The 25,743-nt window shown below is 53.2% G+C and carries 28 protein-coding genes; 14 read left to right on the top strand and 14 right to left on the bottom strand.

Annotation, left to right across the window (positions count from 1 at the left end; all coding sequences use genetic code 11):
* Window positions 1-43: 43 nt before the first annotated feature.
* Together ABJI30_RS07105 and ABJI30_RS07100 are read left to right on the top strand one after the other, a co-directional pair.
* Window positions 44-1,795, top strand: coding sequence for an acyl-CoA dehydrogenase (locus tag ABJI30_RS07105; RefSeq protein ID WP_348016487.1), 1,752 nt, complete (start codon window positions 44-46; stop codon window positions 1,793-1,795).
* 2 nt (window positions 1,796-1,797) lie between these two features.
* Window positions 1,798-2,628: an ATP-binding protein gene (locus ABJI30_RS07100; RefSeq protein ID WP_348016486.1), complete on the top strand. Its 831-nt coding sequence runs from the start codon at window positions 1,798-1,800 to the stop codon at window positions 2,626-2,628.
* 1 nt (window position 2,629) lies between these two features.
* Here ABJI30_RS07100 and ABJI30_RS07095 read toward each other — a convergent pair whose 3' ends face one another.
* Window positions 2,630-3,988 carry a sorbosone dehydrogenase family protein gene (locus tag ABJI30_RS07095; RefSeq protein WP_348016485.1) on the bottom strand — a complete coding sequence of 453 codons (1,359 nt, stop codon included), beginning with the start codon at window positions 3,986-3,988 and terminating at the stop codon, window positions 2,630-2,632.
* Window positions 3,989-4,441: 453 nt separating this feature from the next.
* Between ABJI30_RS07095 and ABJI30_RS07090 the strand changes: the two genes are divergently transcribed.
* The gene (locus ABJI30_RS07090) at window positions 4,442-4,651 is read left to right on the top strand and encodes a hypothetical protein (protein ID WP_348016483.1); all 210 of its coding nucleotides are present in this window, start codon (window positions 4,442-4,444) and stop codon (window positions 4,649-4,651) included.
* A 20-nt stretch (window positions 4,652-4,671) separates the two neighbouring features.
* Here ABJI30_RS07090 and ABJI30_RS07085 read toward each other — a convergent pair whose 3' ends face one another.
* The 3 genes from ABJI30_RS07085 to ABJI30_RS07075 form a co-directional block, all read right to left on the bottom strand.
* The gene (locus tag ABJI30_RS07085) at window positions 4,672-5,376 is read right to left on the bottom strand and encodes a DUF2807 domain-containing protein (RefSeq protein ID WP_348016482.1); all 705 of its coding nucleotides are present in this window, start codon (window positions 5,374-5,376) and stop codon (window positions 4,672-4,674) included.
* Entirely contained in the window at window positions 5,373-5,996 is a 624-nt protein-coding gene (locus ABJI30_RS07080; protein WP_348016481.1) for a class I SAM-dependent methyltransferase, read from the bottom strand. The genes ABJI30_RS07085 and ABJI30_RS07080 overlap by 4 nt, the downstream gene beginning before the upstream one ends.
* Before the next feature lie 129 nt (window positions 5,997-6,125).
* Window positions 6,126-6,869, bottom strand: a complete 744-nt coding sequence (locus ABJI30_RS07075) for a head GIN domain-containing protein (RefSeq protein ID WP_348016480.1) — start codon at window positions 6,867-6,869, stop codon at window positions 6,126-6,128.
* A 72-nt stretch (window positions 6,870-6,941) separates the two neighbouring features.
* Between ABJI30_RS07075 and ABJI30_RS07070 the strand changes: the two genes are divergently transcribed.
* Window positions 6,942-7,532 carry a phosphoribosyltransferase family protein gene (locus ABJI30_RS07070; protein WP_348016479.1) on the top strand — a complete coding sequence of 197 codons (591 nt, stop codon included), beginning with the start codon at window positions 6,942-6,944 and terminating at the stop codon, window positions 7,530-7,532.
* A gap of 2 nt (window positions 7,533-7,534) precedes the next feature.
* Window positions 7,535-8,578: an adenosine deaminase gene (locus ABJI30_RS07065; protein ID WP_348016478.1), complete on the top strand. Its 1,044-nt coding sequence runs from the start codon at window positions 7,535-7,537 to the stop codon at window positions 8,576-8,578.
* Between the two features lie 91 nt (window positions 8,579-8,669).
* Here ABJI30_RS07065 and ABJI30_RS07060 read toward each other — a convergent pair whose 3' ends face one another.
* The 4 genes from ABJI30_RS07060 to ABJI30_RS07045 all read right to left on the bottom strand — a co-directional run bounded on the left by ABJI30_RS07060 (window position 8,670) and on the right by ABJI30_RS07045 (window position 13,039).
* Entirely contained in the window at window positions 8,670-9,200 is a 531-nt protein-coding gene (locus tag ABJI30_RS07060) for a CarD family transcriptional regulator (RefSeq protein ID WP_348016477.1), read from the bottom strand.
* Between the two features lie 289 nt (window positions 9,201-9,489).
* Window positions 9,490-9,828: a ferredoxin FdxA gene (gene fdxA / locus ABJI30_RS07055; protein ID WP_348016476.1), complete on the bottom strand. Its 339-nt coding sequence runs from the start codon at window positions 9,826-9,828 to the stop codon at window positions 9,490-9,492.
* A gap of 112 nt (window positions 9,829-9,940) precedes the next feature.
* The gene (locus tag ABJI30_RS07050) at window positions 9,941-10,255 is read right to left on the bottom strand and encodes a S4 domain-containing protein (protein WP_348016475.1); all 315 of its coding nucleotides are present in this window, start codon (window positions 10,253-10,255) and stop codon (window positions 9,941-9,943) included.
* Between the two features lie 9 nt (window positions 10,256-10,264).
* On the bottom strand, window positions 10,265-13,039 hold the full coding sequence (locus ABJI30_RS07045) for a helicase-related protein (protein ID WP_348016474.1): 2,775 nt from the start codon (window positions 13,037-13,039) through the stop codon (window positions 10,265-10,267).
* A gap of 261 nt (window positions 13,040-13,300) precedes the next feature.
* Here ABJI30_RS07045 and ABJI30_RS07040 point away from each other — a divergent pair, with 261 nt between their 5' ends.
* Window positions 13,301-14,857, top strand: a complete 1,557-nt coding sequence (locus ABJI30_RS07040) for a M23 family metallopeptidase (protein WP_348025417.1) — start codon at window positions 13,301-13,303, stop codon at window positions 14,855-14,857.
* Between the two features lie 5 nt (window positions 14,858-14,862).
* Here ABJI30_RS07040 and ABJI30_RS07035 read toward each other — a convergent pair whose 3' ends face one another.
* Window positions 14,863-15,261, bottom strand: coding sequence for a hypothetical protein (locus ABJI30_RS07035; protein ID WP_348016472.1), 399 nt, complete (start codon window positions 15,259-15,261; stop codon window positions 14,863-14,865).
* A 111-nt stretch (window positions 15,262-15,372) separates the two neighbouring features.
* On the opposite strand from ABJI30_RS07035, the gene hemB reads away from it, so the two are divergent.
* Genes hemB through ABJI30_RS07020 form a run of 3 tightly spaced genes read left to right on the top strand, consistent with a single transcriptional unit; the run spans window position 15,373 to window position 17,503 of the window.
* Complete coding sequence (gene hemB / locus ABJI30_RS07030) at window positions 15,373-16,377, top strand: porphobilinogen synthase (protein WP_348016471.1); 1,005 nt, start codon at window positions 15,373-15,375, stop codon at window positions 16,375-16,377.
* Entirely contained in the window at window positions 16,377-16,949 is a 573-nt protein-coding gene (locus ABJI30_RS07025; RefSeq protein WP_348016470.1) for a GNAT family protein, read from the top strand. Before hemB ends, ABJI30_RS07025 begins: the two co-directional genes overlap by 1 nt.
* Window positions 16,946-17,503 carry a gamma carbonic anhydrase family protein gene (locus tag ABJI30_RS07020; RefSeq protein ID WP_348016469.1) on the top strand — a complete coding sequence of 186 codons (558 nt, stop codon included), beginning with the start codon at window positions 16,946-16,948 and terminating at the stop codon, window positions 17,501-17,503. Before ABJI30_RS07025 ends, ABJI30_RS07020 begins: the two co-directional genes overlap by 4 nt.
* Before the next feature lie 6 nt (window positions 17,504-17,509).
* Here ABJI30_RS07020 and ABJI30_RS07015 read toward each other — a convergent pair whose 3' ends face one another.
* The gene (locus ABJI30_RS07015) at window positions 17,510-18,028 is read right to left on the bottom strand and encodes a hypothetical protein (protein WP_348016468.1); all 519 of its coding nucleotides are present in this window, start codon (window positions 18,026-18,028) and stop codon (window positions 17,510-17,512) included.
* A 218-nt stretch (window positions 18,029-18,246) separates the two neighbouring features.
* Between ABJI30_RS07015 and rplU the strand changes: the two genes are divergently transcribed.
* From rplU to ABJI30_RS07000, 3 genes are all read left to right on the top strand, one after another.
* Window positions 18,247-18,780, top strand: coding sequence for a 50S ribosomal protein L21 (rplU, locus tag ABJI30_RS07010; RefSeq protein WP_348016467.1), 534 nt, complete (start codon window positions 18,247-18,249; stop codon window positions 18,778-18,780).
* Window positions 18,781-18,783: 3 nt separating this feature from the next.
* A complete protein-coding gene (rpmA, locus tag ABJI30_RS07005; RefSeq protein WP_108811240.1) occupies window positions 18,784-19,053 on the top strand; it encodes a 50S ribosomal protein L27 in 270 nt (89 codons plus the stop codon).
* A gap of 209 nt (window positions 19,054-19,262) precedes the next feature.
* Window positions 19,263-19,814, top strand: coding sequence for a GNAT family N-acetyltransferase (locus ABJI30_RS07000; protein ID WP_348025416.1), 552 nt, complete (start codon window positions 19,263-19,265; stop codon window positions 19,812-19,814).
* Window positions 19,815-19,817: 3 nt separating this feature from the next.
* Here ABJI30_RS07000 and ABJI30_RS06995 read toward each other — a convergent pair whose 3' ends face one another.
* From ABJI30_RS06995 to lnt, 4 genes are all read right to left on the bottom strand, one after another.
* A complete protein-coding gene (locus ABJI30_RS06995) occupies window positions 19,818-20,780 on the bottom strand; it encodes a metal-dependent hydrolase (RefSeq protein WP_348016465.1) in 963 nt (320 codons plus the stop codon).
* A 116-nt stretch (window positions 20,781-20,896) separates the two neighbouring features.
* Window positions 20,897-21,592, bottom strand: a complete 696-nt coding sequence (locus ABJI30_RS06990) for a tRNA (guanine(46)-N(7))-methyltransferase TrmB (RefSeq protein WP_348016464.1) — start codon at window positions 21,590-21,592, stop codon at window positions 20,897-20,899.
* Window positions 21,593-21,675: 83 nt separating this feature from the next.
* Entirely contained in the window at window positions 21,676-22,887 is a 1,212-nt protein-coding gene (gene metK, locus ABJI30_RS06985; RefSeq protein WP_348016463.1) for a methionine adenosyltransferase, read from the bottom strand.
* Window positions 22,888-22,955: 68 nt separating this feature from the next.
* On the bottom strand, window positions 22,956-24,503 hold the full coding sequence (lnt, locus tag ABJI30_RS06980; RefSeq protein ID WP_348016462.1) for an apolipoprotein N-acyltransferase: 1,548 nt from the start codon (window positions 24,501-24,503) through the stop codon (window positions 22,956-22,958).
* Window positions 24,504-24,608: 105 nt separating this feature from the next.
* Here lnt and ABJI30_RS06975 point away from each other — a divergent pair, with 105 nt between their 5' ends.
* The gene (locus ABJI30_RS06975) at window positions 24,609-25,313 is read left to right on the top strand and encodes a hypothetical protein (protein ID WP_348016461.1); all 705 of its coding nucleotides are present in this window, start codon (window positions 24,609-24,611) and stop codon (window positions 25,311-25,313) included.
* On the top strand, window positions 25,303-25,728 hold the full coding sequence (locus tag ABJI30_RS06970; RefSeq protein WP_348016460.1) for a VOC family protein: 426 nt from the start codon (window positions 25,303-25,305) through the stop codon (window positions 25,726-25,728). The genes ABJI30_RS06975 and ABJI30_RS06970 overlap by 11 nt, the downstream gene beginning before the upstream one ends.
* Window positions 25,729-25,743: the final 15 nt, after the last annotated feature.

Raw genomic sequence — 25,743 nt, 5'->3', positions numbered from 1 at the left:
CTATAGCCCAGCAGGAATTCAGGCAATAGCGGATTACAGCTTCATGGACTTTACAGCACCCAGTCGGGAACAGAATTTTGTTCTCAAACATATCGCCAATATCAACCGGCTCGCCGAACATGATCGCTTTGCCAGTGCCAGCGAAGATATGGTCGAAGCCATTGTCGAGGGCATTGGACAATTTGCTGCGGGCGAATTTGCTCCGATTAACCGTCTGGGTGATACCGTTGGTGCGCAATGGAACAACGGATCTGTTTCCATGCCCGAAGGTTTTGCCCGAGCCTATGGAGAATTCGTGGCCGGTGGATGGGCGTCGATAGATGGTGCAGAGGATTTTGGCGGCCAGGGATTGCCCTATTCGCTGTCTGCCTTGATCCTGGAAACCTGTGGTGCAGCCAATTTCGCATTCACCTTATGCCCCATGCTCAGCTTTGGTGCGGTTGAAGCGATCCATGCTCATGGCAGCGAAGAACAGAAATCTGCCTATCTGCCAAAATTGATTTCCGGCGAATGGACTGGCACCATGAATCTGACCGAAGCCCAGGCAGGATCCGATGTTGGCGCATTGCGAGCCACGGCAGAACCCATTGCGGATGGACCTCATGCCGGAAAATACCGGATCAAGGGACAGAAGATTTTCATCACCTTTGGCGAACATGACCTAACGGAAAATATCGTCCATCTCGTCCTCGCTCGCACTCCCGGCGCGCCAGAAGGAACGCGCGGGATCTCGCTATTCATTGTTCCCAAATTCCATTTGGATGCCGAGGGCAATGCCGGAGAGCCCAACGATGTCACTTGCGTATCCATCGAACACAAGCTGGGTATCCACGCCTCGCCGACATGTGTGATGGCCTACGGAGAAAAGGACGCGTGCATTGGCGAAATGATTGGCGGCGAATTCGGCGGCATGAAAGCGATGTTCACGATGATGAACAATGCCCGGATCAACGTCGGTTCGCAGGGCGTGCAAATTGCCGAACGTGCAACCCAGCAGGCAATTGGGTTCGCTGCAGAGCGTGTGCAATCAGCACGTGCGGGGAGCGGCAGCAAGGAACCGGTGGCAATCATTGAACATCCTGATGTGCGCCGCATGCTGCTGCGTTCCAAATCCCTGACCCAGGCTGCGCGTGCCCTGCTTTACTATGCAACCTCGCACGTCGATCTGGCGACGTTGGGCATAGATGGTGCAAAAGCAAGAGCTGAAATTCTGACTCCTTTGATCAAGGCTTATGGTACCGACATTGGCAACGAAGTTGCCTCGATTGGTGTTCAGGTTCACGGTGGGATGGGATTTGTCGAAGAAACGGGTGCAGCTCAACATCTCCGGGATGCACGAATTGCTCCGATTTATGAAGGTACAAATGGTATTCAGGCAGCTGATCTGGTCGGCCGCAAACTTGGCCTCGACGGCGGAGAAGCGATGATGGCATTGCTTGCTGACATCAAGACCACGGCAGCTGGTGAAGAAAGGCTAATCGCCCTGGTTCAATCAACCCAAGACGTTGCGGAGTGGATGACGAATGGAGATGCCTCCATCGATGACCGTCTGGCCGGCAGCTACCCCTTCCTCACAATGCTGGCAACCGCAACCTGTGGCATGCTGATGAAGATCCAGCATGATGTGGCTGGAACGGAACTGGGCGACCGAGATGACCCCTTCCTGAAGGCCAAACTGGTGACAACCCGCTACTATCTCGAGCATATCGTTCCTGAAGCGACGGGTTTAAAAGCTTCAGCCATGGCTGGTTCCGAGATTCTATATGCGCTGGATGGCGCACAGCTTGCGTCCTGATCATGTCGGACGGCAGTAACCCGGATCCCCTGCTCCGTATCGCGGACGCACTGGAACGCCTGTCTCCCGCTCCCGAAAAACAAAAAGATATACACAGTGGGACTGCCTTTCATTGGGACGGTGCAGCGGCTCACGCGATTGACAATTTCATGCCGCTTTCTCTGGATTTACTGACCGGAATCGATGACCAGAAGGCTCGTCTGCTTGAAAACAGCGAGAGGCTGGCAAATGGCCATGCCGCACATGATGTATTGCTGTGGGGCTCGCGCGGCATGGGGAAATCTGCTCTGATCAAATCTGTTGTGGGAGTGTTGAGCCATCGGGGTCACAATCTGGCTATCGTCGAGGCCGCTGCCGATCAACTGAAAAGCTTGCCTGAATTGTTTGCCCTGCTCTCGCAAACGGATCGTCCTTTCATCCTGTTCGTTGATGATATCGGTTTTGATGAAAACAATGCGGCGCCCCGGCTTTTGCGATCGTTACTTGAAGGCGGAGCAGCGCAGCGACCCGCCAACGTGCGACTGTACGTAACTTCCAACCGAAGACACATTGTACCGCGACAAATGGCCGAACAGGATGATCCCGTGAATCCGCGCGATGTTCTGGATGACAAGCTTGCACTATCGGATCGATTTGGTGTCCGTCTGGGTTTCCACGCGGCTTCACAAGATGATTATCTGGCGATGATCGAGAAATATGCACAGGTCCATGGACTGGCTTTTGATCCGGCGGATGCGCTGCTTTGGTCTAAACAGCGGGGCAGCCGTTCCGGCCGAATTGCGTGGCAATATGTGGTTGAGCTATGCGGCCGGGCCGGAAAAAAGCTGGACTAGCTTACTCTTCTCCGGACTGGGCGGATACCGCTGCATCCTTACGTGAAATGCGCCAGATAATGCCACCGACATCGTCCGTAACCAGCAACGCACCCGTCTGATCAAACTCGACCATGGTGGGGCGCCCGCGTGCTTTTTCATCGTCATCGACAAAACCGCTCAGAAGCGTTACCGGCTTGCCCTGCGGTTCACCCTCTTCATTAAAATCGACGTACACCACATCATAGCCAGCGAGCGGCTTGCGGTTCCAGGACCCATGGCGTGCCACCGCGGCCCCGCTATCATATGATTTTCCCAGATTCTGATCTTTGGTGAACGCCAGACCCAAGGGCGCGACATGAGCGCCCAAGCCATAATCCGGGCGACGCTCATATTGCCGGTGATCCAGATTTTTAGGTTCGACACGCGGATCAACATGACCGCCCCAAAAATGCCAGGGCCAGCCATAGTGAGAAGCAAAACGCACTTCGGTCAGATAGTCGGGTACCATGTCACTGCCGAGCATGTCCCGTTCGTTGACAACTGTGAAAAGCTCTCCGGAAACAGGTTCATAAGCCAAACCCACCGGATTGCGCATGCCGTCCGCATAAATAATCTTCTTGTTGGTAGCCAGTTCGACACGCAAAATTGCGGCACGCTCCTTTTCGATATCCATACCATTTTCGCCAATGTTGCTGTTGGACCCGACAGAAACGAACAAATATTTCCCATCTGGGCTCGCAATCAAGCCGCGGGTCCAGTGATTATTGGGTGCTTTGGCGTTCAGATTGGCGACCTTGCGGCCTTCCGCAGCGATCTTTGTTTCTCCAACCACAAACGGGAAGGCGAGGACTTCATTGGTATTGGCCACATAAAGCGTGTCCTCGACAAGAGCCATTCCGAATGGTGAATTCAGGTTTTCGAGTAAAGCAAACCGTTCTTCCGCTTTGCCATCCTGGTCACTATCTCTCAGCAATGTAATCCGGTTGGCAGATGGTGTCCCGGCACCAGCCTTGCTCATCAGGTTGCGCATGATCCAGCCTTCAATACCGCCGACCGTACGGGGCGGGCTATTCGTTTCTGCAACCAGGATATCGCCGTTCGGCAGCCGCAACATGGAACGTGGATGATCCAGTCCATCGGCAAAGCGTTCGACGGTCAGTCCTTCAGCAGCCACTGGCCCTTCACCTGCGCCCCATGGATCTGCTTCAGCAACGTTGATGGTCGGGAAATTTTCTTTCCGTACATTGGTCAGATCCGGTTCAACACCGGTCGTTGCTTCCAACGGCAATCGGGCGGTGTCGCCCTGCGAAAGATAATAAAAAGCCCCGATTCCCAAAATGATGAAAAGAATCGTCAAATTTCTCAGATGTTTTAGCATGATCTGACAATAGAAAGCTCATTCTGTCCTGACAAGCTTCGGATGATCTCTCGTCGCTATTGATAATGGCGTTGTCAGTGGCGGGCACGATCCCGCATCCAGATTGCAAGGGCTCCCAAGGCGCCAAGTGCTAGTCCGGCCAGAAAGCCGATCGATGGCTGCCCAAAAAAAACTCCGACTATAGCTCCCGCTATGCAACCAACCGCCAGAAGGAATCCTCCCGCGCTTGATGGGCTGTCGGCTTGCATTTTCCGTTCATCTTCAGTGGTTTTTGTTTTGTTGTCGGACATCATATTGTGGCCAATGCCATGCTGCGGCGTGGTTGGCCAGCCCTCAACTCACCATGCCATAAGAATTTATTCACCATCGCTTTTGACAGAATTTCCACTCCTTCTCGCTAAATAAACAAGTCGTAACGGCGGCCATTCAGGTTCGCCACTTCAGGAGCCTATCATGCAACTACCGGTGTTTATAGACTCCACCAGCTATTCAGAAGCCGAACAGCTGATCACAAATTTTGGCGAAGAAGCAGGGCTGGAAGCAGCAAACAGAGCTGACAAAAGTCGTGCTCTGGGCAATCACCTGCATTATTGCAAATGGCGCCAGATCGAGCGCCTTTGTGTCTTGCTATCAATCGATCAGACATTAGGCACGGTACATTAGGCCGGCCAAAGTTCAGGAATTCACTTTTTGGGATTGCAGATAATCTGTGCGGCGCCATCTGATCGGACATTGCAGTTCGGCCGACCATCGATCTGAATACGTCCCGTTCCGCTGTTGCTGATTTCAACTTCCCGTTCGACGGTCAGATGACTGCTGGCGGGGCCGCGATGACGTAGCATCAGTTTCTCTGCGGTCAGACCGGAAGCGTTCAGGATGCTTGCGCCCAAAAGCTCAACCGTGGCATCGCCAACCTCTCCGGCAATTGTAAGATTACCGCCCCCATTCATCGCAATATCCACAGTATCACTTTCGATATTGTCGATGGTCAGCGAACCGAATCCACCCACCCGGATTCTCGGTGTCCGACTATCGATATTGTCGATCGTTACCAGGCCCGAACCAAGATGCGTGATCGAGGTCAGACGATAAGTGCTGAGATAAAGCGTAACCGGCTGGTCGGCCGAAAAATTATTTGATTGCCCCGGCTGAGGTTTCACTGAAATTGTCAGTTGTTTGCCGCTTTTTCGCAATGAAACACGGTCGAGTATTTCGCGATTTTGTCCATCGGCGGTAGCAGATGGCCCCTCCCCGGTCGTCACGACAACATTTACGCCATTGCTGATCCGGATATCCTCAAAACCGAAAATCGAAAAATTCCGTTCAGCTGCTGACGCCGGTGCAGCGATCAACGAAAAACCTAGCCCCAATGCCAAAAATCTTTTCATGACGGTCGCGCTTCTCCAAATTCCATCCACCCCAGCCAACGCGGAGTTTTCGGGGCATAATGCCCGCCATTGTCTCCCAATGTAAATCCATTGGCTTCGATCAGCTTCGAGACCGGTCGATGCAGATGGCATCCTCCGGCAATATGCTTCCAGGCCGGTTCGATCCGTTGCTGCCATTTCTCCGGTCCCTTGTCGGGAGCGCGTCCATGTTCGAGAAACACAATCTTGCCGCCCGGCTTCAATACTCGCCGCATTTCCTTTAACACCTGCTTACCGTCCTGAACTGAACAAAGCGTAAAAGTTGTCAGCACGGTATCGAAGCTTGCATCCGCAAACGGCATGGCTTCACCAATTCCGTCGAGTATCTCCATATCGAAACCGCGTTCTTTTGCTTCGGAACGCGTATAGTCCAGCAATTCCGCTGAAGGATCCAGACCGGTCAGGCTTTCAACCTTCGAACGATCATAGAATTGCAGATTAATACCGCCACCGCAGCCCAGTTCCAGCACTTTGCCGCTTGCGCGAGGTACGATTTCACTGCGGTCTTTCATTACCGCAGGCATGGAGCAAGCGAAGCGAATGAACCGCGGCACTGCATATTTTTCCCAAAGATTAGCCATGAGAGGAGAATGCCACGGCTTGATCGAAATACCAAATGATTTGATGTGGTCGCCAAATCGAGGGAGGCCCCGTCCGGAAAATATCCAGCGGAGCCTCGAAACGTCAACCTGCAACCAATTCAATCGTATTTAGTCACCGCAATTGATCTCGCCGGAACCCATGGTCTTGGATTTGCATTTGGCACTGCCATGCACTCGGATATCGCCTGAACCCATCACCTTCGCATCAACCGATCCATCAGACGACAGAGTCACATTGCCGCTCCCGGCAATCTTGATGGTTGCGGATTCCGCCTTCAGGTCCTTGCCCCGAATGTCACCCGAGCCTGCAATCGAAACAGACGCACTGTCCACTGCGCCTGCAACTCTGACATCTCCCGAGCCTGCAATTTTGGCTTTCAGGGAATCGGATTCGACTTTTGCAACGTTGATATTGCCAGCTCCTGCAAGACTGAGACTAGCACTTTCACCAGACATTTCATCAACTTCCATATCTCCGGATCCCGCGAGCTTGGCACTGTTCAGCGCCGGAGCAGTCACATAAACAACAGCAGAATCTTTGCCGACTTTCCAGCTCACCCCTTCGTTGTCGCGTCCGATTTTCAGCTGGCCATCAGTGATTTTGTAACGCAATTGCTCGAGCGCATCCGCATCACCTTCCGCCCGAAGGGAAAATTCGGGTCCTGTCGTGAATATAACATCGTCTGGGCCGGCCAGCGTAACACCCTTAAATTCGCCAGGATCAATGGTGGTTGCACCGAACTCCGTGCCGCCGGAAAAGCTACTCTTGCTGCCTTTGGCAACCGCGTTTGCGATTGACCCTTCACAGGCAGCCAAGGCAAGAATAGGAACAAGCAATATCAGTTTCTTCATATCAGGTCTCCATGGTGTATTGGTCAACTAATACGCTAACGCGGGAAAAATGGCAAGCAGGGAATCAACATCATGAGCGGCGAGAAAACATATATTACTGCCGATCAGCTCCTGACCGACTCATTTCGGCTGGGCATGCAAATATTCGAGAGTGATTTTGCACCGACTCATATTGTAGGAATCTGGCGCGGCGGAGCGCCTGTGGGCATCGCAGTGCAGGAAATTCTGGAGTTTCACGGCGTGACGACAGATCACATTGCCATCCGGACGTCAGCCTATTCCGGAATAGACCAGCAAGAACGCACGGTTCGCGTATACGCATTGGGATATCTGATCGACACACTCAATCCCGACGATAACTTACTGGTCGTCGATGATGTCTTTGACAGCGGTAGAAGCATTGAGGCTTTCCTGGATGAACTGAGCCAGAGATGCCGGCACAACATGCCGAAAAACGTGCGGGTAGCGACCGTATATCACAAGCCTTCGCGCAATCAGACCAGTCTGAATCCTGATTTTTTTGTTCATGAGACCGAGGATTGGCTGATATTTCCGCATGAACTAAATGGCCTGACACGAGATGAAATTATACAGAACAAGCCCGATGCTGCGATCATATTCAATACCGATGATGGTCCCACCTCCAAGGCGGCACAGAGTTGACCATGAAGCCAGTATTCACATCAGACGAACAACGCAGTGCATTCATCGCAGGCCTTCCCAAAGCGGAATTGCATCTTCACATTGAAGGCTCTCTGGAACCTGAAATGATGTTCGCAATGGCGCAGCGCAATGGCATCGACATTCCTTTCGCTTCCGCGGAGGAAGTGCGAGCGGCCTATACGTTTTCGAACCTTCAGAATTTTCTGGATATTTACTATCAGGGCATGAATGTACTGCGAACCGAGCAGGACTATTACGATCTGACAATGGCGTATTTCCGGCGCATCCACGCTGACCAGGTCAGACATGCGGAAATCTTCTTTGATCCGCAGGGTCATACTGATCGCGGCATTGCGTTTGGCGCGGTTGCAGATGGCATTTTGCGCGCCATGAAGGATGCGAACGCAGAACTCGGCATCACTTCCGGATTGATCATGTGTTTTCTCAGGCATTTGAGTGAAGATGCAGCCTTCGCGACACTGAATATGGCGGAGCCTTATCTCGACCGGATTATTGGCGTCGGGCTCGATTCATCAGAACTGGGGCATCCCCCTTCCAAATTTGCAAACGTCTTCACTGCAGCTCGGCACAAGGGATTAAGATGCGTTGCACATGCAGGGGAGGAAGGGCCACCGGAATATGTCCGGGAAGCTATGGACTTGCTCAAGGTCGACCGCCTGGATCATGGCAATCGCGCGCTGGAGGATGACAAGTTGTGCGCCAGACTTCGGGAAGAACAAAAGACATTGACGGTTTGCCCTCTTTCAAATCTTTCGCTGTGCGTGATCGATGACTTGAAGCAGCATCCGCTAAAAAAGATGCTCGATCTTGGCTTGAGTGCGACCATAAACTCAGACGATCCTTCCTATTTCGGCGGCTATATGAATGACAATTACAACGCGATCGCAACAGCATTGAATCTACAAACCGATGACCTCGTGACCTTGGCCAGGAACAGTTTTCGCGGGTCATTTCAGGATGAAGCGGCAATCGCAAAGGCAATGCAGGGCATCGACGACTATACGGAGACGTTCTTCGACACGTGATCACACCGCTTGTCATGGCCGGACTGCCCATAAAAAAGGGCCGCCTCAATTTCGGGGCAGCCCTTCTTGGTATCAGATTGTCTGAAGAATTTTAGTCTTCTTTGACCTCATAATATTGCGGTGCTGCAATATTCAGGATTTCAAGGATCTTGGTGAGCGCTGTTGGCTCATCCGTTTCTTCCATGGCAGCCAATTCCCGTGCGAGACGGCTGGAAGCTGCTTCGAAAATCTGACGTTCGGAATAGCTCTGCTCTGGCTGATCATCAGCGCGGAACAGATCACGTGTCACTTCGGCAATCGAAACCAAATCGCCTGAATTGATTTTCGCTTCATATTCCTGGGCACGGCGTGACCACATCGAACGTTTGACCTTGGGCTTGTCTTTCAGAGTTTCCAAAGCCTCTTTCAGCGTCTTGTCCGAGGAAAGCTTGCGCATTCCGACGCCTTCAGCCTTGTTCATCGGAACCCGCAAAGTCATGCGTTCTTTTTCAAACCGCAGAACATAAAGCTCGAGCTGCATGCCCGCAATTTCTTCATTTTGCAGCTCAACGACCCGACCCACACCGTGTTTCGGGTATACAACATAATCGCCCACATCAAAGGACAGCGTATTGGCAGCCATTAAAAAGCCTTTCTTACTTTTGGGAAAGAAGGATTGATTCGTTCAAATTTCAGTAAAACCCCGACGAAAAAACCCTTTCGTACATATACATAACGACCGAACATCTTCCCCCTCAGTCAGGTGTCCAGCCGCTTACCAACATCATTGTTAACAGATTTGCCACGAAATTGCAATTTTCGTTGCAAAGTCGAACTTTCCCCAGCTTCGGGTACCGGGCGCGGGCATCAGCCGGCTTGCCGTCAAACAAGCAAGTTCCGGAGCTTGACGTGAAAAAACCCAAGTCTGGGAATTAATCGCCTTCGCCGGGCTTTTCGGAGAAGTGGGCCTCAAATTTGCCTTCCGCGCCCTTGAAGTCATCTGCATCCGCAGGAGGTTCCCGGCTAACAGTGATGTTCGGCCAGCTTTCGGAATATTTGGTGTTGACCTCGAGCCATTTCTCCAGACCATCTTCGGTATCCGGAAGGATCGCTTCAGCTGGGCATTCCGGCTCGCAAACACCGCAATCGATGCATTCACTGGGGTTGATTACCAGCATGTTCTCACCTTCGTAAAAACAATCGACGGGACAGACTTCAACGCAGTCCATATATTTGCACTTGATACACGCGTCGGTAACAACATAAGTCATTGGGTCGTCTACTCCATCTGCACAAACTGCCTGATGGCAGCGGTATCACCTTGCTATTGCGCAAATTCTTTTTGGTCAACAGTTGGTTTGCCAGCTATTGTTTTCGTCAGTTTTATTGACCGGCTTCCAGCTTTTCAAAGCAGCTGTGCGCAAAAGCCGGGGCACCTCGCCTCTCAGGCAAACGCGAAATTCTGATAACATGTACTTCTCGCCCCCGCGGGACAGTCAGGATATCACCAGCCCGGACACTCGTATGAGCCCGCTGAACGCGCCTCCCGTTTAGTCGCAAATGACCCTTGGTTGACATTTTTTTTGCCATGCTGCGATTGCGGACAAATCGAAGAAACCAAAGCAGCTTGTCTATCCTGATTACGTGAGAATCAGATTTGGGACCTTTAAACGAGCTGGTCTTTGGTTTTGCTTTCAATGCTGCATCCTATTTTTTCATGCTGTCCTTTAACGCCGCCAATTCGGCAAAAGCGCCGCCTGCTTTTGCAAGTACTGGTTCGGGTTTGCGCGCAGGTTGCTTTCGCGATTGATCCGTTCGACCGCCTTTTCGCGGAGGACGTTTTCCCTTTTTCTGGCCGGACTTCCCATGCTGAGGTTTCCGCATCCCTTGCCAGCGCCAAAATGTTTCCGGTGTCTTGTCTGGTTCAACGGCTTCATTGGACTCTGTTGTCGCAACCACTGCGGCGTCAGGTGCGAGTTTTTCGTCGGCTTTAATCGCCCCTTTGACTTCCTCGGCGGGGGATGGAGAATTTTCCGGTTTTGTTGCGTCGGCCTTTGCGTCACCATCAGCTGGCGGTCCGTCGGCTTTGACAAAACCCGCCATTTCCAGGAGAGCCTCGTGGATAGAAGACGAAAGGCCAAGAGAGGTCGCCAACGCAGGGTCAATGGCGAAAACATGTCCTGCCTGACGGGCTTCATGGGCCTGTTTGATCAAACGTTCTGCCATGTCAACGCGGACATATTCAGATCCAACGGGCCTGAATCCTGAACGACTGGCAATATCTGGAGAGGCAAATTTCCATTCCTTGAGATGCACGGCATTGTCATCCGGGAGCTGCATCATGGGCTGTTCGTCAAACGCGGCAAACAGGGCTGATCTCCAAAGTACGGCACCGGGCTTCATCAGGGCATGATGAAATATGTCAAGCGCTCCGAAAACCAGTCCGGCTCTGCGGGCGACACCGCGCATATCATTGTCCAGAGCGCGCACTGCCTGATCGACCTTGAGACGGGGGATTATTCCTCCGGCTTCAACGATCTGCGCAAAAAGTGCCCGCACGGAGGGGGGCGTGTCTGCATCACTGGCCAGAGCATCGATCTTCATCAGACCTTCCAGATGCTTCGTCTTCATGTTTTCCAGCCAAAGCCGGACGCGATCTTCCACTTTCTTTGCATTGTCTGCGGACATTTCCTTGACGGATGGATCAAATTTCAATTCCGGATGGAGCAGCCCCTTGCCTTTGCTCAAAACTGCCAGTCGGGAATCAACCCACATGATCGCCGATTGGCCGGCAGCATCCGGTACAAGCGACAATACGCTATCGGGGGCCTTTGCCAGTGCATCTGCTTTGTCGGTCATAATCTGTCCCAAATATCTTTCTGCCGCTGCCAGCAACATCTTGCGGTCTTCCCTCCGGCTATCGGATGGAACAACAAATTGGAAGCCCCTGAGCACGCCAATCTCCAGCCCTTCCACTAATAAGGTGCCATCAGGCTCGATTGCGACGTCCTGGTCAAACAGGTTTTTGCCTAGCCCCCGCATGAGAACACGTGTCCGCTTGTCTACAAATCGCTGGGTGAGCTGGCTGTGCATCGCATCGCTCAACATTTGTTCAAGAGACTGTGTACGCTCGACCATCGCCTCTGCACGCTCCACCCAATGTGGCTTTTGCGCAATGTAACTCCAACTGCGCGCAGCGGCAATCCTGGCCGCGAGTGTTGAAATATCCCCCTGCACATTTTCCAGCCGCGCAATTTCCTGTGCCATGCGCGCGTGCGGAATTCGTCCCGAGCCCTGCGCCAGCCATGGCCAGAGAGATGCGACGAACCGCGCCTGATGATCCGCGCCGACTTTTCGAAAATCGGGAATTGACGCAGCTTCCCATAACCGGCGCACGTCATCGCTTCCACTGACCAGTTTTCGTACATTTTGATCCTGTGCCAGCCGTTTCAACACCGCAAGATCAATGGCTTCGGGAGCAGGCTGCAACAAACGTTCTCCCGGCCCCTCCTCCAGCGACTGGATCAGATCGTCCACGGAGCTGCAATCAGGCTCGGCCTCACGCCAGTAGAGCCAGTCGAGCGTCGGAAAATCATGATCTTCAAGCCGCTCAATTTCTTCGACTTGCAGTTCATCCGATGAAATCGAGCCCGACAAAACGCCAAAACTGCCGTCTTTCTGATGTCGACCTGCCCGTCCGGCGATTTGCCCGATTTCAGACAGAGTCAGCCGACGACGTCGCCTTCCGTCAAATTTCTTCAGCGCTGCGAATGCAATGTGAGATACATCCAGGTTCAATCCCATCCCGATCGCATCGGTCGCAACCAGAAAGTCGACTTCGCCATCCTGATACATTTTTACTTGCGCGTTTCGTGTCTGGGGAGAGAGTGATCCCATGACAATAGCTGCTCCGCCATGCTGGCGCCGGAGCATCTCGGCAATTGCGTAGACATCCTCGATCGAGAATGCGACAATCGCAGAACGACGCGGCAATCGCGACAGCTTGCGGGGGCCGACATAGGTCAACGTTGAAAAGCGAGGCCGTGTGATGATTTCGGCATCCGGCAACAGCTGTCGGATCAATGGCCTCAGGCTTTCCGAGCCCAATATCATGGTTTCATCCCGGCCACGGGCATGCAGAATTCGGTTGGTGAATATATGTCCGCGCTCAGGATTTATCGCCAGTTGCGCTTCATCAATCGCCACGAACCCAAAATCACGGTCCATCGGCATCGCTTCAGCAGTACACAAAAACCATCGTGCATCGGGCGGAACAATTTTCTCTTCGCCGGTCACCAGTGCGACGCGGTTTTCACCCTTGAGGGCGACGACCCGATCGTAAACCTCGCGCGCCAGCAGTCGCAACGGGAAGCCGATCATACCCGACGAATGGGCACACATCCGTTCTACGGCCAAATGTGTTTTTCCGGTATTGGTTGGACCCAGCACTGCGGTGATGGGAGAATGGAACTGCTGGGACATTAAAATCAATTGATCGTATCACGCGTGGAGAGGCAAGTGATTTCTTGCTGAATTCGCTGCGAATCACCGGTTTTGCGGCCAGATCCGTCCGGGTATCGGTGATTTTACACGTTTCATCGCGGACACCCGGAAAGGTGCGACATCTTAATTTGACATTAACTCTATTCGTACACAGAGGTCAGGCAGGATATGGTACGGTTTTCCACGCTTATCAGGGATTCCCGGACCAGTTAAGGGGTTTGTTTGTTCAAGAATAGCGACATGTTTGCCAGTCAGGGAAATGGAGCAGCAGCTGCAAGTTTGCAGTCGCCTGCAGTCGCCGTGGGAAACCCTTTCTCCGAAAAACTTGGTGAAACGATTGATCATTGGCGTGATGAGCTTTCCGAAGTGGAATGGGTTCCGGATCTTGGCCGTGATATCGGAAGCATCGTCTGGTTCCGCGGCCTGGGAACATTGGTGCTCCTGAGCAGTATCGCAATTTCCTGCCTCCCGGATTTTGGTCCGATAGCCGGACACCAAACAGCCCCCCTCATTGGTTCACAAGCCGATCAGGCCCGGTCGCAAATGATTGCTCCACTCGCTTACGGTTCGGATACCGGTGTCAGCATGGCTGCAACGGATGCAGTCAGACCCCTCGCCCAGAGCCCCGAACGTCCGTCCATCGAACTGGTTGCAACGCTAGGTCGCGGCGATGGCATGCGCCGGGTTTTAAGGCGGGCCGGCGTCGCGAACAAAGAAGCCGGTGAAGTTACCGATCTCATCGCCAGCGCTGTTTCCCTTCGCGATATCAAGCCCGGAACGAAAATCGATGTCACTCTCGGCCGACGACCCAATAAAAGTCAGCCCAGACCGCTCGATCAACTTGCATTTCGCGCCCGTTTCGACCTGAATCTCGAAGTCTTGCGACAAAATGGCACTCTCAAACTCAACCGCAAACCGATTCTGGTGGACGATACCCCTCTCCGCATCAAAGGTGTCGTGGGTTCGAGCCTCTACCGTTCAGCTCGCGCTGCCGGAGCACCGGCAGATGCCGTCCAGAAATATCTGCAGGTTATCGGAAAGAAAATGTCGGTATCCAGAGATATCAGGTCAACCGATGAGTTTGATATCATCCTTTCGTATCGCCGTGCCGAAACCGGCGAGGTTGAAGTCGGCGATCTGGTTTATGCCGGCATAACCCGCGACGGCAAGCCAAAGGCACAAATGCTGAAATGGAACACGGCGGGTCGCAATAACTGGTTTGAAGCATCAGGCGTCGGCCAGTCCAGTGGCCAGCTAGTTCGCCCGACCAATGGCCGGAGAACCTCCGGATATGGCATGCGGCGTCATCCTATCCTGCGCTACAAGCGGATGCATAGCGGACTCGATTTTGGCGGCGGCTATGGCGCGCCAATCTATGCAGTGACCGACGGAACAGTCTCTTTTGCCGGGCGCAAGGGCGGTTTCGGTAAATTTGTCAAAATCAAACATAGCGGCGGACTCGCTTCGGGCTATGCACATATGAGCCGGATTGCAGTGAGCAATGGGCGCCGAGTGCGCAAGGGACAGATTATCGGCTATATCGGATCAACTGGCCTTTCGACCGGACCTCATCTGCACTACGAACTATATCGGAACGGCCGGGCGATTAATCCCAACAGCGTAAAATTCGTCCAGCGTGCAGAATTGAGCGGACGTGAACTGCGTCGGTTCAAGACCGAGCTGCAGCGACTTCAAAAAGTAGAACCCGGCGCGGCTCTTGGAACCCTGAAAAGTGCATCGACAAACCCCGGTGAGACCCGCGAAATCAATCGATTGAACAAGCCGCTTAACAGCTGACCAGGTTACTTCGAGCGGGATACGCAGACCTGCAATGCATCCATCATCTTCTGCTTCGGTGGCTGCGCAAATTCTTCCAAATCGTTCAGTCGTGCCAGCACCTCGCTTGAAGAACATTCGCAGATCGGACGAACAACTTGTTCGGGAGCACCAGCGGCGACAGCTTCTGTTACACAATTGGCAACAAAACTTTTTGTCCAGCCATCCTTTATTCCCCGATCCAGATTACGGCTGAATTCCGAGGGTTCGACGGGTTCCGGCAGAGGGGTTTCCGGCGCAACATTTGAAGCATCTGCTTTCGCGACTGCGTCTGAACCGTCATCTGCATTGCTTTTGTCCGCTGTATCACTGCACGCGGACAGCAAGCAGATCGAAGCCAGCGAGGCTACGAGTATCTTTTTCATTTTCGCATAATCTCCGTTGGCGACCACGGATTTGAAATGCTTTTAACATCAATTCCGACAAAAGCCCTAACAGTTATTGAGAAGATTCAGGACGTTCGCTAAGACTCTCCGATGACCGAAATCACGCCAGCCTACCCGCGAACCCGTCTCCGCCGTTCCCGCACCACTGGATGGAGCCGCGATATGGTGCGTGAGCATGCTCTTGGTTCCGCCGACTTGATCTGGCCGCTTTTCATCGTGGATGGCAACGGCGTCGAGGATCCGGTTGCCAGCCTGCCCGGCGTGTCCCGATGGTCTGTTGATGCTATTGTGGAACGAGCCAGAGAAGCCCGTGATCTGGGTATTTCGTGCGTCGCCCTGTTCCCCAACACCCCCCCGAACCTGAGAAGCGATGACGGCGTCGAAGCGTTAAACCCCGACAATCTGATGTGCCGGGCAACACGTGCGATCAAGGATGCGCTGGGTGACGATATTGGCATCCTGACTGATGTCGCGCTTGACCCTTACACATCCCATGGACAGGACGGGCTGCTCGATGATCAGGGCTATGTTGCCAATGACCGGACCCTGGATGTTTTGACGGAGCAAGCTCTTAACCAAGCCAATGCGGGTGCCGATATTATCGCGCCGTCGGACATGATGGACGGTCGAGTGGGCGCAATTCGGGACGTTTTGGAACAGGCCCGTCATCACAATGTGCAGATTATGGCCTATTCGGCAAAATATGCGAGCGCCTTTTACGGGCCGTTCCGCGATGCCGTCGGCTCCGGCGGACTGCTCAAGGGTGACAAGACGACCTATCAGATGGATCCGGCGAATAGCGACGAAGCAATGCGGGAAATCGCAGTCGATATCGCCGAAGGCGCGGACAGCGTGATGGTCAAACCGGGGCTGGCCTATCTGGACATAATTTACCGTGCAAAATCGGAATTTAATGTGCCGGTTTTTGCCTATCAGGTGTCCGGCGAATATGCCCTGGTCAAGGCCGGTGCTGCAGCGGGCGTAGGTGATCATGACGCCCTGATGATGGAAAAACTGCTGGCGTTCAAACGTGCTGGCTGCTCCGGGATTCTTACCTATTTCGCAGCGGATGCCGCACGGTTGTTGCAAAAATAATGACATTTCAATTGAAAACCAAACGCCTGATCCTGCGCGAATGGCGGGATGATGATCGCGATTCGTTTTTTGACGAACTGAACAATGACGCGGATGTCATGCAACATATGGGCGGGGTCCAGAGTCGCGAAGATTCCGACGCAGGCGTTGATCGCACCATATTATGTCAGGCCGAAAATGGTCATTGCTTTTGGGCACTCGAGCGTACCGAAGACAATCGGTTTTTGGGGTTTTGCGGATTGAAGCGGGTGAATGATGCAACGGCACCAGATACGGGTAGCGCCGAAGTGGGATGGCGGCTGAGCAAACACGCATGGGGCAAAGGCTATGCCAAAGAGAGCGCGATTGCATCTCTCGATTTTGCCTTTGGACCACTCGAAGAGCCTTTTGTTTCTGCGTTCACAATTCCATCCAACAAACCATCCTGGGGTCTCATGGAACGATTGGGTATGTCCCGGCGCGAAGATCTCGACTTTTTTGACCCCAAATGGGGACCGCTGGTTGGTACCGAAATTGTTTATCGCATAACGGCCGAGCAATGGGCAGAACATCGCAAGGAACTCATAAAATGACCGATCCCCTCATCCTGCCGTTCAACGGCAAATCCCCCAAGATCCACGACAGCGCGTTCATTGCGCCCGGTTGCAAGATCATCGGAGATGTTGAAATCGGGCCTGATTCCAGCGTCTGGTATAATTGCGTAATCCGCGCAGATGTGAATTTCATCAAAATCGGTGCGCGCAGTAATATTCAGGACGGGACCACAATTCACTGCGACAGTGAAACACCGGTCACACCGAATGGTCATCCTACCATTATCGGCGATGACGTACTTGTAGGGCACATGGTGATGCTGCATGGCGCGACGCTCGAAGATCGCGCCTTTGTTGGCCTGTCCACCACCGTCATGGATGGCTGTGTGATTGAGGGCGATGCCATGCTTGCGGCTGGCGCTACATTGACGCCAGGGAAACGTATTCCCACCGGCCAGCTATGGGCTGGCTCACCCGCCAAACATATGCGCGATCTGACCGAACCTGCCATTGCCGGGATGCGGATGGGTGTGGCGCATTATGTTCAAAATGCCAAAGCTCACAAAGCCGCGGTTGAAGCGGCCAATAACTGATCCTGGCTAGCGAATTGCTGTTTTTAGCTGGTCAATTTTTTTTTGCTGAGCCGCAACCTGGACGGAAATCCGGTCGCGCGATTGCGCGATCAGTGCGGCACCTCCCGACTGCGAATCGTCGAGCTCTCGACCGAGCTGTTCAATATACAGCGCGTCAATATCTGCCAGCGCGGAAACGGATGGGCTGCGGTTCACTTCGAGCGAAGACAGCTTCATGTGGGCAACCACCCATGATTCGCTGGATGGGGCCGCGCCTTTTGCCTCTGCGACAGCTGTTTCAACGTCTCTCAGCTCGTTGAGGAAGACATCATGAGCTGCCTGGCTTTGTCTCAGCGCTGCATTGACAGCGGTCTGCAAAGACCCAGAGAGCGATCGCATTGACGGGTCCGAATCAGTCAAGCTGTCTGAACCAGCGGGTCTGTCTTCAAAAGGCCGCTTGGACAGGGACGGAAAATCACCCTCCTGCATCGCACAGGCCGACAATAGAAAAGGGATCACAAGCAGACAGGAAGTAGCTTTTTTCATCGCCACCTTCTTAAACCGCCGCTTCGAGGCCTGCAACGGTCAATGCAGATGGATCGCACTGGCTTCAAAAACCGTCACGTTCCAGCTAAAAAACGGCCTGTACTGGTTGACAGCGCACCTATCATCGGTTAGCTGCGCACTCTTTCCAGCGTGAGCCGAGAGACTCGCGTTTCCTTGCTTGCGCGCTGGAACCATATGATTGAAACGGAAATAATGCCATGTTCGCAATAGTGCGCACCGGCGGTAAGCAATATCGCGTTACTGCTGGAGATATAATCGCTGTCGAAAAACTTGCTGGTGAAGCAGGCGATTCGGTGACTCTGGATGATGTGTTGCTGGCCGGTGACGGCGGTGAGATGAAAGACGTCAAAGGCCTGAAGGTCGCGGCTGAAATCGTTGCACAGGAAAAAGGCGAGAAGGTCATTATCTTCAAAAAGCGCCGTCGGCATAATTATCGCCGGAAAAACGGCCATCGTCAGCAGCACACCGTATTGAAGATCAATGCAATTGGCGGCAAGGCCCCCGCGAAGAAAGCGGCGCCGAAGAAAGAAGCTGCACCTGCAGCCGACAAGCCAGCTGCTGAAAAGAAAGCTGCTCCAGCGAAAAAAGCGGCGCCTGCCAAAAAAGCGCCGGCCAAAAAAGCTGCGGCCAAAAAAGCTGCGGCCAAAACCGAAGCAAAACCTGCTGCAGCCAAAAAAGCTCCAGCGAAAAAGCCAGCGGCCAAGAAGCCCGCTGCCAAGAAGAAAGACTAAACCATGGCACATAAGAAAGCAGGCGGTTCATCCCGCAACGGCCGTGATTCAGAAGGCCGCCGTCTTGGCGTAAAAAAATATGGCAGCGAAGCTGTTGTAGCCGGCAATATTATTATCCGCCAACGCGGAACCAAGACCCATCCGGGTCGCAATGTGGGTATGGGCAAAGACCATACACTATTTGCGCTCATTGATGGCAAAGTCGAGTTCCACAAAGGCAAGCTCGGCCGCAAATATGTATCTGTCGATGCCATGGCGGAAGCCGCGGAATAACCGGACAATCGATAACGGGTTGTCCTTTGAGGGATGACCAAGCCAATAATTTGAATGGTTCAAAAGAACCACCAGATTTCAGGGAGAGGGTCACCCCTCTCCCTTTTTTTATCTCTCCCTGCCGATAAGGTCACCGATTTGTCATCCTGTCACGTTAGGACAGGCTTTCAAAACGGGGACGATTATATATCTGACTTTGGAGAGTCCCAATGTTTGCAAGAACACCTAGATTGTTATTGAGGCCTGGTTGGCCAGAAGATGCCCCCGCATTGCACGCGGCGATCAGCGACGAACAGATTGTTCGCAATCTGGCGACAGCACCTTGGCCCTATAATCTCAACGATGCAGAAACTTTTCTGGATTTGCCGCGTGAAGCGTCTCACGCCAACTTTCTGATATTTCGCAGAACAGCAGGAGCGCCCCAGCTGGTGGGCGGTATCGGTCTGGAACAGACCGATACCGGATCTGTCGAAATCGGCTATTGGTTGTCGCGCCCGAATTGGGGGCTCGGCTATGCCACAGAGGCAGGCCATGCTGTCATTGATATTGCCCGGGCATTGGGGCACCGCCACATGGGAGCAGAACATTATGTCGATAACCCTGCATCCGGCAACGTTCTCAGGAAACTTGGTTTTCGATCAACAGGTCGGATAGCTCCAAGATATTCCTTGGGACGCAAGGCGCAAGTCGATGCAATTCAATTTAGACTTGACCTGGCTGACGACGATGAAAGTGAGGTCATGCCGCTGCTCGCGGCATGACTGTCAAGCGACCTTGGGCAACCGACCGGATTTTCGACGGTCTTTCAAATCAGCAACAGGTTCGGAATCGCCCGGTTGATCCATAATCGCCGCTTCATATTCACTTTCGGCCAGTTGAACCAGATCCCGATCGTCAATATTCCACGGATGAAAACCAGGTTTGAAAAACTGGAACCAGGTTCCCAGGGTCCGTCTAAACGGCCCGGGAGCAAACAAGGCATAATTAGCGAGACCAAACCAGGCGCGGGGACCGGCAATGCCATCCTGCCGCAAGAGATCCAGAATGCCCTTGCTGCGGTTTTTGGCAAAACCGATTGAAATCCGGATCATGAAAGCGGTCTTGAACGCCCAGCGCCGCAAGCGGCTCCAGTCTTTTGTGACATGCAACCAAGTATCGTAAGCAACGCCTTTATGTTCAATTTCTTCCGAGGCATGCCACAACCACATGTTGCGCTGCTCAGGATCGGCATTTTTAAAATATGCCGGATTGGCGATAAACTCTGCCGCCATGATCGCGGTCATGTGTTCGAGACACATTGTTGCAACAAGATGGTAAATCGGAGGCATCTCACGAATGCCGTCCATGACCCCGGCAAGCGTATCTTCGAGACGAGATATATCGTAGCCAACAGATTCTACATGCCGGTTGAAAAAGGCATGCTCACGGCTGTGAACAGCTTCCTGACGCACAAATGCACCGATTTCCCGACCCAGTTTCTCCGGCGCGTCATGCCGATATTTTTTCAGTACTTCGATGAAAAAGGTTTCGCCCCTCGGAAAAGTAACGGAAAGCGCGTTAAAAAAGGCTGTTCCATAAGGGTTTCCGGCAATCCAATGGCGGTTTTCCATGGGTGCACTGGCAAAATGGCGATTGCGAGACTGTATCTGCAGATCACACGGCGTCGCACTGCCTGCGATCACGGATTGATGCGGGTTTAAGTCATGATTGGGTGGAACTTTGTCCATTTCCGCCGCAAACCTCCAAAAAAAACAACGTCAGTACAACCAGTTGATGGTTAAACGCTATCTACAAGAGGAGAGTTAACAAAAGGCTGATCGTGGATCAGAAAATCACAACTATTTTATCGGCGCTGATAGCGGAAATACCAGACTTCATGGCCTTTTCGTCGCGCCTTGGCTTCATAGCGGGTTTCCGGCCATCCACCGGGCCGGATCATCCAGTCTTTCGGGCTGCTGCACAGCCAGTCAAATTCTGTACGCTGGTTCATAATCATCATGGCCCATTCAAGGTAAACAGGATGATCGGTGCCGAACCGAAATTCACCGCCCGGTTTAAGCTTCGCAGCGATCAGATCCATCGGACCGTGATTCATGAAACGGCGCTTGGCATGGCGCGATTTCGGCCAGGGATCGGGATGAAGCAGATAGACAAAGCTTAGCGTCCCATCGGGAATGCGCTCCAATACGTCCAGGGCATTGCCCATATGCAACCGCACATTGGCAAGTACACCATCACGCACATGCTGAAGCGCGCCGACCACCCCATTAAGATAGGGTTCGCAGCCAATAAATCCGTGATCGGGCAGCATATCCGCCCGCGAGGCCAAATGCTCGCCAGCACCAAAACCAATTTCAAAATGCAGCGGGCGAGCATCGCCAAACAATATTGTTGACGATACCGGTCCTTCAGACGGAACACTAATCTGTGGGAGGAGCTTCTCCACAAGTTCCACCTGACCCTCGCGCAGGGCATGGCCTTGCCGCCGGCCGTAAAGCTGGCGAATAGTGGTGGGATCTCCTTCTTTATACGCTGTCATACCACAAGACCATTTTTCAACATGCTGATTGTGCTATCTTGGTCACCGCGGGGCAAACAGAAATTTGCTGCAAACCGTGGCGTTTAAATTGCTGCTTTGAGCGCATCGACAAGATCTGTTTTTTCCCAAGAGAAAAACGCACCATTCGGCTTGCGGCCAAAATGGCCATATGCGGCAGTAGGCCCGTAAATTGGCGTGTTCAGGCCCAGATGTGTGCGAATGCCCTTTGGCGTCAGCTTTACCAGATCCGGCAGTACCTGCTCGAGCCGCTCTTCGCTGACATTTCCGGTACCGTGCAGATCGACATTGATAGAAAGCGGTTCGGCAACACCAATGGCGTAGGACAGCTGGATAGCACATCTTTTGGCCAGACCGGCGGCAACAATATTCTTTGCCAAATAGCGTGTGATATAAGCTGCAGACCGGTCAACTTTGGTCGGATCCTTGCCGGAAAATGCACCGCCGCCATGGGGGCTGGCTCCGCCATAAGTATCCACAATGATCTTGCGTCCCGTCAAACCGGCATCACCATCTGGTCCGCCAATTTCAAAACGCCCGGTAGGATTGACGTGGATAGTCGTGTTTTCTGTTATGAATCCATCAGGAAGCACGGAATGGAACACGCCCATCACATATTCGCGCAGTTCCTCATACAGTGCCGGGTTTTCGCTATCTTTGAAATAGCCTGGTGCGTGCTGTGTCGAAACCACCAGCGCCGTTGCTTCAACAGGCACCTCTTTAACGTAGCGCAATGTTACCTGACTTTTGCTGTCGGGCTCTAGAAACGGGGCTTTTCCGCTATGACGATCTTCCGCCATCTGCTTCAGTATCTGGTGGGAATATTGCAGGGTTGCTGGCATCAGATCAGGTGTTTCATCGCTGGCGTAACCAAACATAATACCCTGATCACCTGCGCCTTCATCCTTGTTGCCGCTCTCATCAACACCTTGCGCGATATGGGCTGACTGCGGGTGCAGATGATTTTCAAACTTCAGCGTGTTCCAGTGAAATCCGTCCTGCTCATATCCGATTTTCCTGACGGTTTCCCGGGCAACCTTTTCGATCTCCGCCAGAGCACCTTCGGCCCAGTTCCCGTCCGTATCGATCATGCCATTTCCGCGCACTTCACCGGCCAGTATAACCCGATCGGTGGTCGTCATTGTTTCGCAGGCCACGCGTGCCTCAGGGTCTTTCGAAAGAAAGAGATCAACAATCGCATCAGAAATCTGGTCAGATACCTTGTCGGGATGGCCTTCCGACACAGATTCGGATGTGAAAATAAACTCGGATCGCATGGAATTTTCCTGATTTATTGCCGGAGGGATTGCGGTCAATTAGACATAAAGAAAGGTTTATATCTTCTTTAACGATCCCGCTGGCGGATGGCAATGGCACAAATGAGCAGCAACAAAGCCAGTCCAGTTGGCAAAATATTGCCGTGACGGGCAAACAGTGTCGGTGGTTTCGATGGCGGCAGGCTGGTATCAATGCGGCCAGCCTTGCCCATCGGTATATTGTCGCGAACCGCACCGTTCGCACCAATTACCGCCGAGATGCCGGTCGGGGTTGACCGGATGACCGGCAAGCCTTCCTCTATCGCACGAAGCTGGGCCTGAGCCAGATGCTGAGGCGGACCCCAGGCTCCAAACCAGGCGTCGTTCGATGGATTGAAGATGAAATCCGGTCGATTCTCGCGATCAACAACTTGCCCGGAAAAAATGATCTCGTAACAGACCTGCAGCCCTGCCTTGCCAAATTCCCCCAAATCAAGGGATTGAGCCCCGGGCCCAGGCCAGAAATCGAAATCACCGGGCACCAGCCGTGACAGGCCAAATGCAGTCAATAGCGGGCGCATCGGCAAATATTCACCATAGGGGACCAGGTGATTTTTGTCGTAACGACCGACAAGTTCGCGCTCCGAATTCATGGCGAACACGCTGTTCCGCGCACCGATTGCCCGTTCACCGGCATTGTCAAACTCAAGCTTGAGGCCACCCAGCAGCAACATGTCACCCGGCCGCATAAGGCTTGCCAGTTGTTGCCGAACAAAATCGGGTGGACGGTTATAATAGTAGCGCCGCGGATATCCGGTTTCGAGATAGTCAGGAATCGCGGCCTCCGGCCAGAACAGGATACGAGGCTGCGCATCCTTGCGGAGGGTCAGTTTCGCGAGCTTGCGAAGATTTTCAGCTTCATAGCCTGCCTTCCACTTGTCCTGCTGGCCAATATTGGGTTGAACCACAATGATTTTTGGTTGATCTGCGAGAGCGGACTGGTCAGCCGGCTTGGGTAAAATTGAAAATATACCGGTCAGAATGAGGATCGGTGCGGCCGCCTTCCAGCGCTTTTCTGAAAGCAGCCAGACCCCCCCTATGCTCAGGATCACCAGGCCCGACAGACCATAAGTGCCAACCCATGTGCTCGCAGCTGGAAACAGGCCCAGCGGGACCGAGACGACAGACAGCGGATTCCAGATGAAGCCGCTAAAGGCCCAGCTACGGATCCATTCGGACAAGATCCAGAACCCGGCAAACGCCAGGATGAACACAAATGATCGATGCCTGCCCAGCATCCAGGCGCCGAACGCCGCCAACGCGGGATAGATTGCGAGATACAGGGACAAAGCCACCACCGCGATATATCCCAGCCATTCCGGCATGGCCGCCTGAAACGTAAATGCCTTTGCAATCCAGTTGAGGCCGACAACAAAATGCCCCAAGCCGAAAAGCCAACCGGCGATGACAACAGACTTGCGGTGCTCCAACCGGAAGATCACCGTCATCCAGACCGCGAAGGACAGCAGGGTCAACGGCCACCAATTGAGCGGCGCAAAACCGGTTGCCGACAGTGCACCTGTCACCAAAGACAACAGATAGGGATAACGAGCCGAAAATTTGTGGATACTGATCACCCGCAGCTTGTGCCGTGTTCATAGCCCAGGTTCAAATGTTATTTGGGTTGATATGTGCGTTTTGGCGATTGCGGCCGCTGATGGTTTATCGCTATGAACCATCCCATGAAATTACTGTCCGTTCTTGTTCTTGCGCTGTTACAACCGAATGCGGAAGCCCCGGATCGCATCGCGGCTCCGCTTGCGCCACTTACAGATGAGCAGCAACGAGACCTGTCCTGCGTCGCAATTCTTGCAATTGTCGCGTCCGAACAGGAAAAAGCAAATGAAACGGCGTTGCGCTATCCGTTGCTGGCCGATCGGGGGGCGCAATATGCCGGAATGGTCGGCGAGGCTGTCATGGCGGAAACCGGGCGAACCCGCGAGCAAGTGAGGGCCGGGATTCTGGAGGCTGTCGCATCTCATCAGGCACGTGTTCGGCAAGTCGACACGCCGGATGACATCATTGCCGCGCAAATGGCGATTTGCATGCCTCTGCTGGATGCCGTCCTACCTCCCAAGCCGAAGCCATCTCTCAACCAATGCGCCGCAATGCTTCAATTGGCATATGAAGCCGTATACGCACGTGAGAAGCTGTCGAAAACGGCCCAGGATTTGAAAACGCTCGCCTTCGTTCTAGACAATCGGGCGCGTGAGGAATTGAAGAAAAACGGCTATAGCGGAACGGAAAGTGACATTATCCTGACCAGGATTCGGGAGGAAATGCAGAACACGGACCGATCCAGCAACGCCAGTTCAGACGATCTCGACATCGACCACTGTTTTGCGCTCGCCGCTCCAAAACCCAAGGATCAGAAAATTGCACACTGAATTGCGCCCTTTTCATCTTGCGTTTCCGGTTCATGATCTGGCAGCGGCCCGTAATTTTTACGGCGAGTTTCTGGGCTGTGCAGAAGGACGAAGCTGCGATACATGGATCGACTTCAATCTTTTCGGCCACCAGATCGTAACCCATCTCGATCCCGCAGCGAAGTCGGTGGCAATGACCAATCCGGTCGATGGCGAAAATGTGCCTGTTCCGCATTTTGGAGTCGTTCTGGCGATGCATGACTGGCAAGAGCTTGCAGCACGGTTACAGGCGCGGAATGTGTCGTTTGTGATTGAACCCACAGTTCGGTTCCGCGGCGAAACCGGCGAGCAGGCGACGATGTTTTTCATGGATCCAAGCGGTAATGCTCTGGAATTCAAAGCGTTTGCGGATGACAATCAGCTATTCGCCACCTGAGGTAGCGATCGAGCC

Origin of the sequence: Parasphingorhabdus sp., from assembly GCF_039968395.1 — a bacterium.
Taxonomy (GTDB): domain Bacteria; phylum Pseudomonadota; class Alphaproteobacteria; order Sphingomonadales; family Sphingomonadaceae; genus Parasphingorhabdus.
This window is presented reverse-complemented; position numbering and strand designations above follow the sequence as displayed.

Coding starts and splice junctions, on each gene's coding strand:
- ABJI30_RS07105 (WP_348016487.1), top strand. CDS start 44: ATGGACTTTACAGCACCCAGTCGGGAACAGAATTTTGTTCTCAAACAT.
- ABJI30_RS07100 (WP_348016486.1), top strand. CDS start 1,798: ATGTCGGACGGCAGTAACCCGGATCCCCTGCTCCGTATCGCGGACGCA.
- ABJI30_RS07095 (WP_348016485.1), bottom strand. CDS start 3,988: ATGCTAAAACATCTGAGAAATTTGACGATTCTTTTCATCATTTTGGGA.
- ABJI30_RS07090 (WP_348016483.1), top strand. CDS start 4,442: ATGCAACTACCGGTGTTTATAGACTCCACCAGCTATTCAGAAGCCGAA.
- ABJI30_RS07085 (WP_348016482.1), bottom strand. CDS start 5,376: ATGAAAAGATTTTTGGCATTGGGGCTAGGTTTTTCGTTGATCGCTGCA.
- ABJI30_RS07080 (WP_348016481.1), bottom strand. CDS start 5,996: ATGGCTAATCTTTGGGAAAAATATGCAGTGCCGCGGTTCATTCGCTTC.
- ABJI30_RS07075 (WP_348016480.1), bottom strand. CDS start 6,869: ATGAAGAAACTGATATTGCTTGTTCCTATTCTTGCCTTGGCTGCCTGT.
- ABJI30_RS07070 (WP_348016479.1), top strand. CDS start 6,942: ATGAGCGGCGAGAAAACATATATTACTGCCGATCAGCTCCTGACCGAC.
- ABJI30_RS07065 (WP_348016478.1), top strand. CDS start 7,535: ATGAAGCCAGTATTCACATCAGACGAACAACGCAGTGCATTCATCGCA.
- ABJI30_RS07060 (WP_348016477.1), bottom strand. CDS start 9,200: ATGGCTGCCAATACGCTGTCCTTTGATGTGGGCGATTATGTTGTATAC.
- fdxA (WP_348016476.1), bottom strand. CDS start 9,828: ATGACTTATGTTGTTACCGACGCGTGTATCAAGTGCAAATATATGGAC.
- ABJI30_RS07045 (WP_348016474.1), bottom strand. CDS start 13,039: ATGTCCCAGCAGTTCCATTCTCCCATCACCGCAGTGCTGGGTCCAACC.
- ABJI30_RS07040 (WP_348025417.1), top strand. CDS start 13,301: ATGTTTGCCAGTCAGGGAAATGGAGCAGCAGCTGCAAGTTTGCAGTCG.
- ABJI30_RS07035 (WP_348016472.1), bottom strand. CDS start 15,261: ATGAAAAAGATACTCGTAGCCTCGCTGGCTTCGATCTGCTTGCTGTCC.
- hemB (WP_348016471.1), top strand. CDS start 15,373: ATGACCGAAATCACGCCAGCCTACCCGCGAACCCGTCTCCGCCGTTCC.
- ABJI30_RS07025 (WP_348016470.1), top strand. CDS start 16,377: ATGACATTTCAATTGAAAACCAAACGCCTGATCCTGCGCGAATGGCGG.
- ABJI30_RS07020 (WP_348016469.1), top strand. CDS start 16,946: ATGACCGATCCCCTCATCCTGCCGTTCAACGGCAAATCCCCCAAGATC.
- ABJI30_RS07015 (WP_348016468.1), bottom strand. CDS start 18,028: ATGAAAAAAGCTACTTCCTGTCTGCTTGTGATCCCTTTTCTATTGTCG.
- rplU (WP_348016467.1), top strand. CDS start 18,247: ATGTTCGCAATAGTGCGCACCGGCGGTAAGCAATATCGCGTTACTGCT.
- rpmA (WP_108811240.1), top strand. CDS start 18,784: ATGGCACATAAGAAAGCAGGCGGTTCATCCCGCAACGGCCGTGATTCA.
- ABJI30_RS07000 (WP_348025416.1), top strand. CDS start 19,263: ATGTTTGCAAGAACACCTAGATTGTTATTGAGGCCTGGTTGGCCAGAA.
- ABJI30_RS06995 (WP_348016465.1), bottom strand. CDS start 20,780: ATGGACAAAGTTCCACCCAATCATGACTTAAACCCGCATCAATCCGTG.
- ABJI30_RS06990 (WP_348016464.1), bottom strand. CDS start 21,592: ATGACAGCGTATAAAGAAGGAGATCCCACCACTATTCGCCAGCTTTAC.
- metK (WP_348016463.1), bottom strand. CDS start 22,887: ATGCGATCCGAGTTTATTTTCACATCCGAATCTGTGTCGGAAGGCCAT.
- ABJI30_RS06975 (WP_348016461.1), top strand. CDS start 24,609: ATGAAATTACTGTCCGTTCTTGTTCTTGCGCTGTTACAACCGAATGCG.